Genomic DNA, 17,036 nt, shown 5'->3' with positions numbered 1-17,036 from the left:
CGCAGAGGACAGAAAAAAGCTGGAGAAGCGAAGCGTGCGCCTTTATCCTCAGATTTTCACATTTGAAAAAGAGAATCAAAAAATCTGGGGATAACAGCGATCGGAAGGTTGTTCTGTCATCGGAGTGGCAAGTGTAATTATGTTGTAGTTCCGACTGCGTTAACTAAAGGGAGGACATGGAATGAAACCGATTGTTAGAGAACATATTCAGCAACTGGATGTATCACTTGGCGGAGGTATTGTCAGTGAGAAAATCAGAGTCGATACGATTGATAACCCCATTCTGATTATCGGTCTGGGAGGAACGGGAATTGACGCGCTGCTGCGCCTCAAATATCAGATTAACCGTCGTTTCAAGCTACCGCAGGACCCAGTATCCAAGAAAAAAATGGACAAGCCGGACAATGTGGAGTTTCTGGCTTTTGAGACGAACGAACAGGATCGTGCGAAAAAGTATAAAGGGATCGGGCTCGATCCGATCAATGAATTCGTGCTGCTGTCCAATGCCGAGATTGGCGGACTTCTTCAGAACCGCAGTGTGCTGGAGCCATATATTACGGACTGGCTGTCTCCGGAACTGAGCATCACGGATGGCATGAACGGTGCCGCAGGGGTGCGTCAGGCTGGACGTCTACTCCTGTTCACCAAGATTAATCAGGTCGTGCAGGCCATCGACAAAAAGATCAAAACCTTATCTGTAGGTACAAACAAAAAACTGATGGTATTCCTGCTGACAGGTTTGTCCGGCGGTACAGGCAGCGGCTGCTTCCTCGATATTTCTTATATCGTGCGCGGCATTATCGAGCGGGATCACGGCTCTGCCGGGATTGACCGCGTGAATACGCTGGGCTACCTGTTCACGCCAGACGTGAACCTGTCCAACAAAAGCTTGAGCGAACACACTCGCGAATACATTCGCAAGAACGGATATGCTGCACTCAAAGAGCTGGATTACTGGATGAACGTGGATAGCCGCGGTGAGCGGTTTACACAGAAGTACGGCAATATTTTAACCGTCAACTCACCACTGCCGCCATTTAACCTGTGTCATCTGATCTCTGCGACGAATACCGAAGGAAAATTGCTGGAGAACGCCTACGATTACTGCATGAACGTCACGGCCGAGAACATTACCAACTTCATGGCAAGTGAGGAGAAGCAGTCGGGTGAGGAGTTTGCGATCCATGACTATATCAGCAATATTCGCACCAACATTGCACAGATGAACAAGGTGTACCCAGCCAACTATGATTACAACATCATTGGTGCATCTTCGGCTGTACTGCCGATTGAAGAGATGACCACCTATCTGGCGTATCGCATGTTCGACAAAATGAACACCATGTTCTCCAAAGCGCCGAACCAGGAGGATACCGAGAAGTTCGCCCGCAAGCTGGGCATTGATCTCGAAAGTGTGGTCAAGTCCTTTGAAGCCCGTGTGCCTGAGCCGTTGCCCGGTTATCAGAACAGCGAACGTCTATCCTATGGCAACGTGGTGAAATCACAGGTTGTGAATATGGACACCGAACTGGAGCAGAACTTCCTGGCTCGTGCTCGTGAAGAATATATCAAGGCGAAGAAACAGCTGCCAGGCGAGATTGCCGGTCAGTTCACCGAACAGATCCGGCGCATGTTTTTGCATCCCGAACAAGGTCCGTTCTATGTCTCTCGTCTAATTTATACGGAAAAAGGATTCTGTGTACTGAAGATGATTCAGTCTTACATCGAAACCCTACGTGAGAATGCCTTCCGCATTCCGCGTGATATTGAAGCAGCTCAGGAGCAGTCTGAAGAGAAGCTCGGCGATGCAAAGAGTGCATTCGTCTCCAAAGAGAAGAAAAAGAATGCTTATATTGAAGCAAAAATTCATGAATACTGGCTGCACGCCGACGTGGAACGCAATGATCAGATGATCGAGTTCTATGAAGATCTGTATGAGTTGCTGAACCAGGAAAACAGCCGCATTTATAATGTATTTACCGAAACGCTGAACGCCCTTAGCTCGATATTCGCCAAGAATGGTGATTTGCTGACACGCGGTGAAGAACAAGCCGATCACAAAGGCAACAAGACATATTACTGGAACGTGGTAAGTGTACCGGATATCGTCAGCGTGGTGGACGGGCTGCTGGATAAGCGTGATACGGACGATCTGATCCGCGACTTCTCCCGTGAATTGCTGGAAAACTCCAGCCAGTGGGTGAAGGAAAACGAGATTGATATCGTCAGCTCCATCTCTGACTTCCTGAGTGAGAAATTCGGTGATCTGATTACCCGTTCCATGGAAGATTTCCTGGTGATCAAATATGGTCAGGATGAGTCAGTCGAGAAATTCGTGGAACGTTTCATTGCTGGCAAGTTGGATGATGAGGCCGTTCCAGTGTTCAATCTGAGCAACAGTACAGGCAGTCTGCATTTCCCTTCATGGGGATTTGTATCGGTACCGGCACAGGCGCCAGGCATTCTGAAAGGGATTCGCAATTATCAGAACAATGCGGTAGGCAAATCTCATTTTACCGTCAAGGAAAGTGAAGTGCGTAACCGGATATTCTGGCTGAACACCCGCAACGGGGTACCGCTTTTTGTCTATACACCGCTCAAAGTTTATGAGGAAAGCTATGAACGTACCATTTTGGACAAAGAAGGCATTGGTCGGCACTTGGTACAAACGGAGAAAAACAACTGGACCTATCTGCCGTCTCCGATTCCGGAAAAATCATGGGGAGATGTGTACGAGAACGCCCGCGTGAAGCAGTATAACGCCCGTGTGCGCAACGAATTCGAGCAGGCGCTTGGATACAACATTGTGACAGCCAAATCCATTGATGAGAATACAAGTAACCGGTACGCGATTGTGACAACAGAAGCGTTTGATTTGTCTGCCAAACTGGGAGCCTATGACATGCGTCTCACGTCCACCACGCCGAACCTCGGCGAAGTGAAGCGGGCCGTGATCGAGCTGAAACGTCTGCAATCCGAAGGGTTGCCGCGTGTAGGAGTTAAGGATATTTTCGGCAGTATTAATGAAGATATGGCTAAAGAAAACCTGGTACGCTCCCCGCAGCTGATCGCACGCGTACGTGAGGAACTGGCGAAGATGAATGCCATCTCGGCCAAAGTCGCGGAACTCGAAGGCATTCTTGCCCAGTACCAGGACGAAGAGCAGTGGTATGATCGCTTCATCGAAGCGTTATATACCGACACCATCGTCAAAAAAGGTGCGCTCTACGTCTATGACCGTGATCCGGAAGAAGACGCATGGGAGCCATTCGCTAACCTGATGAAGAGCCGTAACTTTGCCGAGTATGAAGTGTTTGGTAACTTCCGCGGCCTGACGGAAAAGGACCGCAGTACACTGCTGCGTAAAGCCTCCCGTCGCGATAATGATCTGACGGCTTCAGAAGATATCACCCCATTGCTGACGAAGCTGGATGATCTGGCTGCGCTGTTCATGGAATCACGTGATCGTCTGGAGTATGAACGAGTAGAACTGGCTAACGGAGAAGACATCTATCAGTTCTACAGAACGATGTCGTCGAAGCTGAACGACATTCGCAGAAGGCTGAAGTAAGATGGCGGCCGGGATGGAGTTGGGCTCGAGCAATACCCTGAAGCGCGATCTGGAGAAGTATGCGGTACATTACGCAACAGAGCAGGAGCGCCAAGGCAGCCTGGGTGATGGACGCAGCAGCATCCATTACCCAGCCTTGTTTCTGTTCGTGGGTGATCAAGTTGCACCTGCCGTGTCTGCGGTGAGGGAGATTAACCGGTTGAAATGGGATAATGGAGACGGTGTGGTCTACGTTCAGATCGGGACAGAAGATCAGGAAGTAGATCCGGGTGAAACGAGGAATGATGGCTCATCCGGTGACGACGGACAGGTAACTCTGCACCGCTTGCCACTGTCCACTGGGCAGAAGGAGCGACCGTCCAAAACACGGCGTAAGGATGTACACCGCAGTTTCCATGAATCGGATCAGGCACTCTACGATCTGAATCGTACGCTTCGGCGGGTCAGTAACCGAATTGCCGAATATGGACGGTTGTACTCGTCATTTGATCGGATTTACGTTACGGTGGTAACCAGAGCGGATGATCCGCTGAATGTATTGTTGCCAGAGCTCACCAAGCTGACGGAGACCATTTTGTCCCAAGCCTTCAAGTCGGTGCAGACGGATCTGCATGTGTTGGTCAGCGAGATGGAACAGGTGGATTCCTTCGGGTATGCCAGCGCAGCAGGCCTCGCTTTTCTGCGGGAGCTGGATTATATGCAGTCGCTGGACTACACGTTCAGCGGTAATCTGCTGGTGACGGAGGATGGGATCTCCATTCCCGTAGCACATCCCGCATCACCGTTGTTTGATCTTGTATATCTGTTGTCCGATAAAAATGAGCGTGGAACTGGCGTTCCCGGTGGCTGGATCGAAAATGCCGAGATCATCTGCCGCATCTGCCTGTTGAAGAACAGGAAGCAGGATGGGAATCACTTGGGTACCGTTTCAAGCACAGGAGCGAACACGTACAACAATACATCCTTTAAAAACAATATTCGTACTACCTCTGATCAGCATGGTTATGCAAGCGCGGGTTTTGCCGAGATCAGGCGGCCCAACAAACCGATTGCGCTGACGGTGTTATACCACCTGTATCGGTATCTGCTCGCACGTATGCGGCAGGAGCCGGATTGGAGCATCAAGGACAAGCTTGCTTTCTTCGGACTGGACGCGGCCTCGGTGGAACGTAAAGTCGAAGGCCTGCTGCCCAATGAAGATCTGGTTAGTGGCATGAGCGGCATTATGACGCATAACGTTGGTTTCTCTGAGCTGAAGCCGCTCTCCCTACGTGAAGCGGAGAGAGCGTTGTTCGGACAAGGAGCCGAGTCATACTTCCGCGACAACGTAGTCCGACTTGTGGAGGAACGTGTTCGGGAGCGCAGCTCTAGCAGTTCCCTGCGCCGTCAGGCCGAACAGTCCCGTGTGCAGCATCCTGAGGTTGGTTACTTCCAATGGGCGGCCTGGAGTGGCAGTGAGCCTGGCAGTGTACGTGAGGCACTGCTCGGACTGATTCGGGATAAATCGATGCAGCTTGAATCCGCACGTGCTCTGCTGGAGCAACGTCAGCAAGAGCGTGTGGAAGATCAGTCCTTCAAACGAGCATTGTTCCGTGATAAGCAGAATGTACGCAATCTGATTGATTGCATGCTGGAGCGGGTGTATGTGCCGAAGGTGGAATTACTGCGACTGGAAAATGAATTACATCTGCTGCGTATCTACGATACGGAGATGGAAGAGCTTCACCGTTTCAGTCGCCATATCACAGCATCGCTTGAAGCGCTGGAACACACACTGCGAGAGACAGCTGCCCAAAGTATCGCCGCTGCGGATGAATACATCGGGCAGAACGTGATGGAGTATTACGGCAAAGTGACGGAAGAGCTAATCATAGATTTGGAAGCCAAGCGCGGACGGGATATATGGTTTGAGGACCGTTACATGGGAGACATGAACCGACTCGCAACGGAAGGCGATGATCGGTTGTTGAAACGTCTGATGGAGGTATGTCACTCGTTGCTGCTTACGGCCGAGCCGCTGCAATTGCCATTTGAAGAAGAGCTGTTGCAGCGGGCCAATGTGACGATTGCCTACGGAGACAAAGACGTATTGACCCGGGATGATCTGTTCCGCAGGTTGTACCACACGCTGGAGGATCAGGCCGTCGTAAGGGTGCGGGTCTTCGATTATACACAGGAACATCGGTATGAAGAGAAGTACTTCTTTGGTGACCATCATAGTGCTTTCATGGACTACGCTGCACATGCCGAAGAGACGTCACGCATCTACAAGCTAGGTGTGGTGTACGAAGAACGCAGTAGTGGCGTGGAGAAGCTGAATCTGATGGGCGGTTTCCATCTGGAGGATCTCATGGTGTATCGGAACGGTAAGGTATATTATGACTCCTATACGGAGAATGGCTATGAACTTCACCCCGCAGGTCTGGTGGAGAAGTTGTCGCCCATGCGTTAAGACGCCGACGGTGTCCTGACACCCTGCTACAATCTTGTATTAACTCAGCCTGTTACGGCTGGTATGGAAAGGATGCATGTAGACATGCAGCGAAAAATCAATCTTCTCCTGGTCCTGTTCAGCCTGATTGGCGGGGCAGTGGGGTTTGCGGCAGGAGAAATCATGCTGCGTCAATGGCTTGGGGAGATGCCGCGTCTGTTGCTGATGGGATTATACTTTGGCATACTGGCGCTAAGCGTTGGATTGTTCTGTTTAATCGCAGAGATGATCTCACCCAAGCTGAATGGCGCTTCATGGAAGCTCCGGTATCTGGGACTGTCGTGGAAATTGCTTGTTCCGGCAACGCTGGCTCTGTTGTTTGTTGTTGGACTCACCCTGCAATTGTTGTACCAGATCAATCCGGGCGGTGTGAAGCAAGTGAAAGACATCGTACTGATGATTGATAACTCGGGCAGCATGAGCGAGACAGATCCGGATAACGGACGCTTTGAAGCAGCCAAGACACTGATCAGCCAAATGGAGAGCGACAAACAGGTAGCTGTCATCACGTTTGATGACCAACCGCAGTTGTTGCAGCCGTTTATTGCGCTGGATAGTGAAGCGGCCAAGAATGAGGTTTATGGCAAAATCGATGGCATTGTCACGACTTCGGGCGGCACCAATTTTGATGCCGTGCTGCGGGAAGGCATGGAACAGATTCAGGGCAAACAGGACCCGAAACGCGGTACCGTCGTCATCTTGTTATCCGATGGCTTCAGTGAAGCGGACACGACCGATATTTTGTCCCAATATAACAACGAACAGATTTCCATTAATACAGTCGGCCTCAGTCTGGTGGACCCATCAGGAACGGATTTGCTGCGTAATATTGCCCAGCAAACGGGTGGCATGTACTATGATGTACCGGATTCCGGTGGTCTGAATCTGGCATTCCAGCAGATCTACGATACGATTGATGAACGGACGCTGGTAACGGAGCGTACAGGCATGATGGAGCATAGCGTTTATCTGGCGATTTTCCGTGTAGCAGCCGTGTTACTAATCGGCGTGGCGCTGGGTGTGTCACTCGGACTTGTGTTTGATAATCGTCATCTCGCGCTCAGCTTCGGCATTGGTGGTGCGGTGTCGGGTCTACTGGCAGGGCTTCTGCTGGAATGGGGCCTCGACGGTTCGAACGTGGGTGATACATTTGTACGACTCGGTGCGATGCTCATCTTGTCTGGTGTACTGACCCTGTTCTCCTGGATTGTTCCGATCAAGGAGAACACGCCGCGGAAGAGCAGGGGGCGTCGTGAAGCTGGCGGCGGAACTTCCTCAGCCGAAGGATTCGGTCAGAGAGCAAGAGATACACGCAGCAAAGGATTCTAACGTCGGGAGGTCAATGGAAATGCGGTTTACGGATGCAGACCCTTCGACACCCTTGATTCGAAAACTGACACTTGAGGTGGACGAAGGACGTTGTACACTTCGCTGGCTCTGGCCGGAACGGGTAGAAGCTGTATATGTCGAGCGGCTGGAGCTGGATATGATGAGCGATGATCGTGACGGAGAACAGCCTGCACAGGGCAAGCTGAAGCTGTACACGAGAGAGGAATATAAGGCGAGCAATGGTTACACGGATCGGATCACGGGTTTTGGTGCCTTCAAGTACACGGTGTATGTGTGTCAGATGGAGGACGACGGGCCTGTGCTGATTCGTCAACGAGACGAGGACAACATGGTGATTGCAAGCGCAGGGAAGGCGGATATCCGCTTTTCCATTCGCTACAAGAGCGGTTTTTTTCAGAAACGAAAAAGTGTATTGATCACCGTCACAGCGGAAGTACCTGTTCCAAAGGAAGCACTCTGTTATGTTCGCAAACAGGGCGGGGTTCCGCTGAATAAGGAAGATGGTACGGTGTATCCTTTTGTGAGTGATTTTGCTCCCGGAAGAAATGAGATGCCGCCCGTTGAAGTCGCCAAGGATGATTATGTGCGATTATTCTTCACGGACGGACCAAAATATGGAGCCGCCTATAGATTAATATCAGACTAGATAGTTAGGCTAAGTGTACATCTTTAGTCTGACTGATCAGGGGAGGGGAGTGGCTATGAGCTTTTTTAGTCGGTTTTTGAAGAGACAACAGCCGGAGGAACGTCCGCTGTTTTACGATATTGTATGCCCTTATTGTTTCAGCAAGTTTTCACCGGAAGAGGTAGTGTTCCGCGCCGCCCATCACCGCGATGATGATGAGGACTACGCACTCGGGGAAGATGCGAAGTTGAATCGGTATCGCGAAAGGTTCGGACTCGATACGGTATTTGATATGGAGGCTGTATTGGCTCCGCATGATGTACCGGAGGAACATCGCATTTATTCCGATAACATCGTGATGGGCCTGAACGATCGGTATGGTGTCGTTACACGCCGCCGGTTGTGCCCGCAGTGTCATAACGAGCTGCCTGTTACGGCGGGGAAAGCACCTAGCAATATCATATCCATCATTGGTGCATCCCAGGTGGGGAAATCCGTCTACATGACTTCATTAATTCATACATTGCAGCATTATACGGCCGATCATTTTGACGCGGCTTGTATGCCATTGAATGCGGAGATCAGCCGCCGGTTCCGTGCGGATTATGAAGAACCGTTGTTCGAACGGGGCGATCTGCTGGATTCCACGCAGAAGGAGAAGTTGCAGGAGCCGTTTATCTTCCAGTTTGTGTTCAAGGACGAAGATAAAGCGCCGCTGACGCTGGTGTTCTTTGACGTCGCAGGTGAAGGTATGGTGGAGCAGGATTACCTCGGACTTCACGGGCAGCACATCAAGAACTCTGCAGGTATTCTGTTCATGGTGGATCCGCTTCAGATTCGTTCGATTCGGGACAAAATCCGCATTAACCTCGGCAATGAGCCGGGAGAGTGGACACCACGATACGATGAGCCACGTGACGTGGTACTGACGATGTTCGGAGATTTTATCGCGTATCAGGATAAAGCCAAGACCAATATTCCAACAGCCGTTGTGCTCACGAAAAGCGACATGCTGCATTCCCTCAAGGATGAAGAGGGCGATTATATTAAATCCAACAGTAATGTCTTCCGCAACATGGTGCACCGCGATTGGTTCGACTTAACCGAGTTCGAGAATATCGACGGGGAGATCCGGCGTTTTATCGAGAAGGTGGATCGTCCGTTCAAGGGCACGATGGATGTGTACTTCAAGGACACAGCCTATTTCGCAGTCTCTGCGCTGGGCAGCAATCCGGTGGATATGAAATTGCAGGGTGTGGTTAGCCCGATCCGTGTGGATGAACCCTTCCTGTGGCTGTTGTACAAGCTGAAGTACATTGAGGGGAGAGTGGGATGATGCGTTCTTCCGTAACCCCGCCCATTGAACAACAGTTGTATACCCGAGAGCGGCGCGGGGTGTTTCGCACAACAGAGGGGTTCGATACGGTTGCGGCATCGCCGGGACTGGACCCTTCTTTTATCAAAAAAGTGCTTCACCCCTACTGTGTCTATGATGCTCCGGCGGAGCTAACAGGCCGTAGCGAGAAGGACGAGACGAAGTTTCCGGCTTCCATTCACCTGCTTCATCTGGAGAGTGGAGAGACGATCCTTGGGCAAAATGTGTACCAAGCTGCGGATTTCACCGGGCTGCGCAGTGCCTTTTTCGCTCATAATTACGTCTTGTCTCCCGAACGCTCGGAAGAGCAGATGAAGCAAGGCAGCTGGCTGGATACCGTGTTCGCCACGTCCTATGACATCGAACAAGGCACAGTACTGCCTGCGCTTGCTGAATTGCCCATATCTTCGGGAAGTGGTCCTGATTCGTCGCCAAGTCAGATCCTGAGTGCCTTGAAATTGAATGAAGTGCTGTTCAAGCGCTTGCTCTATGCCGTAATGCAGTCCGTAGCGACACGCAGAAAAGTGTATATTGCACTGGATGTTCCCGCAGAGGAAGTGACCGCCGGAGCGAAGGGATTGCTACGTTTGCTGTACACGGCGTTACCCTATGCATTCCGTCGTCAGCTTGGTTTCATGACGTTTGCCAAGGAGCCGCAGGCCAAGAAGGGCATTCACATCCAGTTTGTAGAGCGTGGTACACTGCGTCCGAAAGACCGGAATACGGAGAAGGATTTCACTTTTGATCTGGTATCCGGGAGAGTTACGCATGCAGATGCATCTGTGGCGAAACTGCCTTATGCGGAATTCGCCTGGTACTTGTTGCAGGAACCTGCTGCTGCGGATGCGTTCTATACGTTTGCCGATGAGATGCTGTCCGGTATGGAGCCTGGACGGGAACTTTCCATTGAAGCATATGGCGAACTATCGGTGTTCTATGGTCTTGAACAAGGCATGGAAGACCTGTATCTGGATAACAAAAGCCATGTCCTGAGTGGTTTGCTAACCTATCTGAAGCCGGAAGGTGGGTCCAAGCAACGTTCACGTCTGAACGAGCTGTTCCTGACTTTGCTTAGCCGGGAACTGGACAGTGTGAAGCGCGAGAATGTACCCGAAGAAGCCGTTGCTGCTCGAATTGGAGAATATTTTAGTGTTGCTGCGCCCGTGGTACAATCCCGGATTGTGGACTATTTCATCTACGGTGTAAATAATGCCCGTGCCCAGAAGCGTATGCGTGCTGTGCAGGAATTGTATGCTGTGCTGGATCGGGATCCGCAGCTGAATCGGGCTTTCTTTGATAAAGTGTTGGCCAATGAATCGCTCACCAAGTTATTGTTTGAGCCTTATCTGGACAATCAGTTGAAACGCACGGAATCAGCAGCAAACGTCGTGGAAGTGATCCGAAGATGGGTTACAGCTCATCCGTCTGCGATTCACAACAACTACTTGCTGGAGCGGACAGCCAGTGAGCTGCGTGAACGATTATGTTCTGCGCCTAATCCGGTTCAGTCTGCTAATGAAGCCCTCCAGCGAGTTAGTGTGCTCGACCGGGTATCCACGGAAGATACGTATGATACAGGCATTACGGCACGAATAGGCCAATCTGAAGCTACAGCCCGCCCTAATCGAAAAGGGGGTTCTCAGGCTGCCAGTCAAGATCCGGCATATCTGGAGGAGTTAACTCGCCTTGCGGACAAGCTGGCCTATGTCATTAACCTGTTTATGATTCAGGATCTGGATCTGGAACGGGTAGATCGTGAACAGCTGTTAAGCATCGATATTTTGCAGCATGGCGATGAGGTTCGGGACTGGGCGGCACGCCAGGGTTCCGATGTATCTGCTCGAACGAACATGATGCTGGCTGCAAGAGCATGGCTTAGTGGTGAGGGGAATGACGAAGAGCAACTGGAGACACTCTCCCTGGCGGAGCGCAATGAACTTCAGCGCTGGACGCGTCGCTGGCTTGCCGGAGAGCTGCAGGCTCACCCGGGGATAGCGGCCTATGAAGCTTTGCCAATGGCTTTTTATCGAGGAGGAAGCGGCAGTAACCGGTTGGATTATCCTGGCCTAATTGAATTTGTTCGTAGTCATGCAGATCGGACTCAAGGGTTGTATCCATTCTTCGAATGGTCAGGGAGTCAACGGATGTTTGTCCGGGGTTCCAATGCACATAAAGGATATGCGGATGCCCTTGTGGCCTATTTCAAGTCCCATGACCGTGAAGCCTTCAAGTCGAAGTCGGCTTTCAAACCGTATTACGCGAGAGCAAACAAGGCGATGAAGCCGGCCTATGACCGTGCCAAGACCGAATTGTCTTCTCCTCTGGTGCGGATGCTAACGGGTAAAAGGAAGAATCTGTTCGGATTAATCCTCTTGATCCTGGTTTTGGGTATTGCTGGCGGTACATATGCATGGATGAATGATTCTGTGGAGCCGCCAGCGGCATCTCCTCCTACCACCGAGGAGCCTGTCATTCCGGCTGAACCTGAGGTACAGCTCGCGGAGCAGATTGCTTATGTGGTTCCTGGGAGTGAACAGGAGGGTACTGAATCAGCTGCTCAGTTGGTCATCCGATTCAGGAATGATACGGGAAGTGATGAGTTTGAGCAAGGATCACTCCAATTGATGATGAAAGATGGCAGCACGCAGGAATTAGATTCAACAGGCAAGTGGGAGAGCTTTAATCGGAATGAAGAACGGGATACCCAAGATGCCTCCGATGGGGGTTCAGGAAGTGCTTCCGAAGGAAGTGCGGATGGTTCTTCAACGGGAAATGTGGGGAACACAGAGCAGACGGAGGATGGCGATCAGCAGGCAGATCCGTCAACGTCAGGTAATGCCACTTCAGATCCTGCTAACGATGCTACAACGGATACAGGGACGAATGCATCGTCTGATGCTGCGAACGGAGACACGGATCAAGGCACCGAAGCAGATCAAGCTACAGGTTCGACATCGCCTGACACATCTGTATCCAATGAACAGGATGCGACGAATTCTTCACAGATGTCTATTGGAGAGGCAGATCGTCTCTATCCGTATGGATTGCAGATCGATCTTCCAGCCGATATGGATGCCGAGAGCGTTGTCAGTGTGAAGAGTACGCAGGGCAGTATGACGGTGATCCAATTGATGCCGCAGCCGAAACTGTAAGTTATTTTATCTGAGCATGTCGCATAAATTCATAGAGCGTCTTCTGACCAATTAATGAAATGCTGACTTCATACCCTAGTGAACGAGAGTGTGTAGATGACCTTGAACTTGAATTTCAAGGTCATCTTTTTTTATTTCAAATGTCGGATATAGCCCATTGCATAAAAATAAATCAGTCATTCACAAATCGGACACAAAATTTTTGATTCAAGAGTTCGAGAGATAAGCAGAATGGATGAAATGCGCGTGATGAATGAGAAAAGCTCTCATATGTATTCTGGAAGAAGGTCTGCAATTTGCTTCAGAATGACTGAACAAAGCAAGAAAAGAGCAGCGAATTTGGTTTTTTATGTTGACAAATGATAATGATTATCAGTATCTTTAATGTAGAAGATATTTGCGCCGGAAATACACTTAATTACAATTTCGTTTTCGTTGTCTATAGCCGGATTACATAACCGGGATAAATGAGAGAGGGATGATCGCATGTTTCGTCTGGAGACGACCAAGCTGGATATCGCTTATGAGGAAAGACTAATTGTAGAGGATCTGAATATTCAGATTCCCCAAGGAAAAATTACAGCACTTGTTGGAGCCAATGGTTCAGGGAAGTCAACCATCCTGAAAACGATGGCACGTATTATGGCTCCAAAAGCAGGTAATGTATTGCTCGACGGGAAGTCCATCCATAAGCAGTCTACGCGTGAAGTTGCCAAGCAACTTGCGATTTTGCCACAGAACCCGACAGCTCCTGAAGGACTTACGGTTACTGAACTGGTATCCTACGGACGTTTTCCTTATCAAAAAGGATTTGGTTCCATGCGTTCTGAAGATAAACGTATGATTGAATGGGCTATCGAAGTGACAGCCATGACTGAATTCCATGATCGTCCGATTGATCAACTGTCCGGTGGACAGCGTCAACGTGCCTGGATTGCCATGGCACTTGCCCAAGAAACAGATATCCTTTTCCTGGACGAGCCGACTACGTTCCTGGATATGGCTCATCAGCTCGAAGTATTGCAATTACTGGAGCAGCTGAATGCCACAGCCAATCGTACCATTGTTATGGTTGTGCATGACTTGAATCATGCTTCCCGCTATGCACATCACATGATTGGTATCAAAAAAGGTAAAGCCATCGCTCATGGCTCACCTGTGGAAGTTATGAACTCGGATGTGCTTCGTGAAGTATTTAACATTGAAGCAGATATCGTGATTGACCCGCGTTCCGGTGTACCGCTCTGCTTGCCTTACGCTCTTGCAGGTGAACGTCAACAATCGAAAACACCAGACCAGATGGTCATGAACAGCGCGATGGTTCATGCAGGTGGACGGACAGAACAACGCGTTCAAGCGACAGGAAGTTAACGAAATGGGCCATACGTGGTCCGTACACTATAGAATGAAGCCGCTGTGCGTAACGCACGCGGCTCATTCGCATTCATGGGAGGTTTGCAACCGATGGGAGCAATTAACTACACGTGGTTAGAGCAATATGGACGTATAACGACCGGTCCGGTTAACGAACCGGTTTTTGGCATGCCTCTGACATTGTTAAGACATCCGGAGAACGCAAAGCTTATGCTCGAAGCCTATAATGAGCATCTGCGTGCGGATTCTCTTCGCTCTGCTGCTGTATACTTCATGCACTCCGTTCGCGGTTTATTGCTCGGAATTCATTATATGACGTCCATGTGTGATACGTCGCTAGACATCTCCCTGGAGAATATCCAATTGCAGTTGGAGGTCCAGGAAGGGCGCCCCGTAATTTATTTTCAACTTACAGATGCAACCGAGCGTGCCCATCCTGGTTCAGTAGACAGCAGTGTTGGAGCTGTATCTCCTTGGCGGAATGAGTTACTTACAGCATATTACGGCGAACAACTGCGTCCCATGATTGAAGGCGTGGCGCTTGCCGGAGAAGCGAACACCGGTCAGATGTGGGCACAGCTCGCATCCATCCTGAGATGGTTCAAGACAACCGTAGTGAAGATGGACATTACAGAATCAGAACGAGAAGCAGTGATTCAGGGATATGAGCATGTCATCGCCATGCCACCGGAAACTCTGGGGTTACGCAAGAACTTGCTGTCATTCAAACCGGTCGAGATTGCTAATCCCCATCAACCTGGAGAGACCATGCTGATGAAGCCGACATGCTGTCTGCACTATCAAGTGTATGGCGGGCAGAACTACTGTTACAGCTGCCCCAAACTAACCAAGGCAGAGCGGCAAGAGCGGTATGATGCCATTGTGGCTGCCAAGTCAGGTTAAAGTAACCCGGAGCCTTGGTATGGGTAGACCGGAATTTGGTAATCGCATCGGATCAGGTCTATAATAATAGGACAGGCTGTAGGATCATTGGATCTCAACTGCTCGTAACAGCCCAAACCAACATATGTCATGGGAGGAATCAGTCATGTCCGTATATTCATATCAGGCGGTAACCACCGCGAACCAGGAAGTCTCACTGGATCTGTATCAAGGTAAGGTATTGGTCATTGCCAATACAGCCAGCAAGTGTGGACTGACCCCGCAATACGGTGAATTGCAAAAGCTCTACGATCGTTATCGCGATCAAGGCTTGGTTGTACTGGGGTTCCCTTGTAACCAGTTTGGAGGGCAAGAGCCAGGTACAAGTGAGGAAGCCGAATCATTTTGCCAGATTAACTATGGTGTGAACTTCCCGGTGTTTGCCAAGGTAGATGTGAATGGTGAGGAAGCACATCCCCTGTTCCAATACCTTAAAGAGCAACAACCCGGTACAGGTGAAACAAACGACATCCAATGGAACTTCACCAAGTTCCTTGTTAACCGTGAAGGTGAAGTGGTTGGTCGTGTTGAACCGAAAGAATCCCCGGAAGCCATGAGCGCAGAAATCGAGAAATTACTCGGTTAATACATGAACGTTAAGAAGCCTATCCTTGCTTATGCGAGGATAGGCTTTTTTAGATGACTTTACATACGACGTAGATTTAGCTTCTCATCAGGTAGATGTAGCTCCAGGATCAAGGCAAGGGCTTACTTAATGTGTAATAGCCTTGATCCGAGGCCAGCTTAAGCAGGTTACGAGCATAGCTTCCGGCCCAGGAGTAGCCGTGTCTTCGTTCCTCACTGATGTCCAGAATGTTCATATACTTCATACCATCCCGATCCGCGTAGAAAGGCACATCTTCATCCACGTTATAGAAACGGTACCAGGTTACACTTCCTGCGTCCGGTTCAAAATATACGGGTCCTTGCCGGTTATACTTGGTTCCATTCTCTCGCACCGTATCGAACCATCGCAGAGCCCCTTTGGCGGCTTGTTCAATCTCGGGAGTCTGAGGCCTGGACATGAGAAAAGCAGTAATTGCCACCGACTCTGATCCCGACTTGGAAGCTAATTCATACGCTCTGCCCGTCACAGGAGCATAGGTCACAGGATCATGCTGCGCACCCCAAATGGTGGGCTGACCATCATTGATAATTTGCGCTTTCAGCGTATATTCAATCCCTTTGTCCAGCGCTTTCTTCAGCTTGCTGCGATCATTGGAGGTCCATATATCGTTGTTAAACCCATGTCTTCGCTCAACAATATCATCTAACAAAACCATCGTCTGTACCATGGCATTGTCGTTGTAAGTCACCGCGTCAGAGTAATTACTTCGTTTGGGATAGACCTGTGGCCATCCTCCAGATGGATATTGGGAGATCAGGATAAAGTCCACCGCTTTGCGAACACTGTTCTTAAATGCCAGATTGCCGGTTTTTTCATACATGTCAGCCAGAAAGCGGATCTCGGAAGTTGTTGCATCATTATCGAAGGTACCAAGTTCAATGCCATTCAGGTCTTTCCAGCCTGATCGTGCTGTTACACCATCCCAGGGGGCTGCGTACTGCTCTTTCATGTCTTTGTAAAATCCTCCGTGAGGCATTTGCCACGAAACGATATTCAGGGCGTAGGCCGTATCTTTGGCCAGATCGCCAGTTGCAAAATGACTGAAATCCCTGAACTTCTGAAGCAGCGAAGACACATCGGTACCTGCTGGGACGTTGGAGGACAGAACCTCGGTTTTAATCGTAACGGGTGGAGAATCTGCAGAAGCAGAAGCGAAGGGGATCGCTACTCCAGTTGTCATCATGGTGATGGCAAGCGTAACGGGAACCATGCGGAAAGCAACAGACATTAAACTTTTCTTCAAATGAACGCCTCCTGAACGAAATGAGATCTGGTGGTTTATTTACATAAAATCCATTTAAAGGATCATTGTTATTGTAAGCGCTTACCAATTTGAAAATCAACCCTGTCATGAAAATTAGTGCATTTATTTTTGTACAGGCAAAACCTGAATGGGGAGAGGGCTCTCCTGAAAGCACCCATAACAGGGATTGCGGAAGCCATTACATAGCATAAACTGACCTGGATCCGGGGACAATGAAATCAATAAAACGAAGGGAAGAAAGGCTTAAATAAAGGGAATAATTTC

General features: G+C 49.9%; 10 protein-coding genes. 9 read left to right on the top strand and 1 reads right to left on the bottom strand.

All coding sequences use genetic code 11. The annotated features are described in order from the left end of the window. Positions 1-181 precede the first annotated feature (181 nt). From FS628_RS19075 to FS628_RS19035, 9 genes are all read left to right on the top strand, one after another. Positions 182-3,571 carry a tubulin-like doman-containing protein gene (locus tag FS628_RS19075; RefSeq protein ID WP_145324571.1) on the top strand — a complete coding sequence of 1,130 codons (3,390 nt, stop codon included), beginning with the start codon at positions 182-184 and terminating at the stop codon, positions 3,569-3,571. A gap of 1 nt (position 3,572) precedes the next feature. Then, the gene (locus FS628_RS19070) at positions 3,573-6,023 is read left to right on the top strand and encodes a transcription initiation factor TFIID (protein ID WP_145324569.1); all 2,451 of its coding nucleotides are present in this window, start codon (positions 3,573-3,575) and stop codon (positions 6,021-6,023) included. A gap of 84 nt (positions 6,024-6,107) precedes the next feature. Continuing rightward, positions 6,108-7,391, top strand: a complete 1,284-nt coding sequence (locus tag FS628_RS19065) for a vWA domain-containing protein (RefSeq protein ID WP_145324567.1) — start codon at positions 6,108-6,110, stop codon at positions 7,389-7,391. Between the two features lie 19 nt (positions 7,392-7,410). Continuing rightward, complete coding sequence (locus tag FS628_RS19060) at positions 7,411-8,058, top strand: beta-mannanase (protein ID WP_145324565.1); 648 nt, start codon at positions 7,411-7,413, stop codon at positions 8,056-8,058. A gap of 55 nt (positions 8,059-8,113) precedes the next feature. Continuing rightward, the gene (locus FS628_RS19055) at positions 8,114-9,373 is read left to right on the top strand and encodes a TRAFAC clade GTPase domain-containing protein (protein WP_024632789.1); all 1,260 of its coding nucleotides are present in this window, start codon (positions 8,114-8,116) and stop codon (positions 9,371-9,373) included. Further along, positions 9,373-12,564: a GAP1-N2 domain-containing protein gene (locus FS628_RS19050; RefSeq protein WP_222125260.1), complete on the top strand. Its 3,192-nt coding sequence runs from the start codon at positions 9,373-9,375 to the stop codon at positions 12,562-12,564. Before FS628_RS19055 ends, FS628_RS19050 begins: the two co-directional genes overlap by 1 nt. A gap of 486 nt (positions 12,565-13,050) precedes the next feature. Next, positions 13,051-13,935, top strand: coding sequence for an ABC transporter ATP-binding protein (locus FS628_RS19045; protein ID WP_145324561.1), 885 nt, complete (start codon positions 13,051-13,053; stop codon positions 13,933-13,935). 93 nt (positions 13,936-14,028) lie between these two features. Further along, positions 14,029-14,841, top strand: a complete 813-nt coding sequence (locus FS628_RS19040) for a (2Fe-2S)-binding protein (protein ID WP_186327878.1) — start codon at positions 14,029-14,031, stop codon at positions 14,839-14,841. Between the two features lie 145 nt (positions 14,842-14,986). Further along, entirely contained in the window at positions 14,987-15,466 is a 480-nt protein-coding gene (locus FS628_RS19035; protein ID WP_145324557.1) for a glutathione peroxidase, read from the top strand. A gap of 109 nt (positions 15,467-15,575) precedes the next feature. On the opposite strand, the gene pelA is transcribed toward FS628_RS19035, so the two are convergent. Next, positions 15,576-16,751 carry a pectate lyase gene (gene pelA, locus FS628_RS19030; protein ID WP_260871115.1) on the bottom strand — a complete coding sequence of 392 codons (1,176 nt, stop codon included), beginning with the start codon at positions 16,749-16,751 and terminating at the stop codon, positions 15,576-15,578. Between the last annotated feature and the right edge of the window lie 285 nt (positions 16,752-17,036).

It is taken from the genome of Paenibacillus xylanexedens, assembly GCF_007676705.1.
GTDB lineage: Bacteria > Bacillota > Bacilli > Paenibacillales > Paenibacillaceae > Paenibacillus > Paenibacillus xylanexedens_C.
Note: the sequence above shows the minus strand (reverse complement) of the source record. Positions and strands in the feature narration are given on the sequence as shown.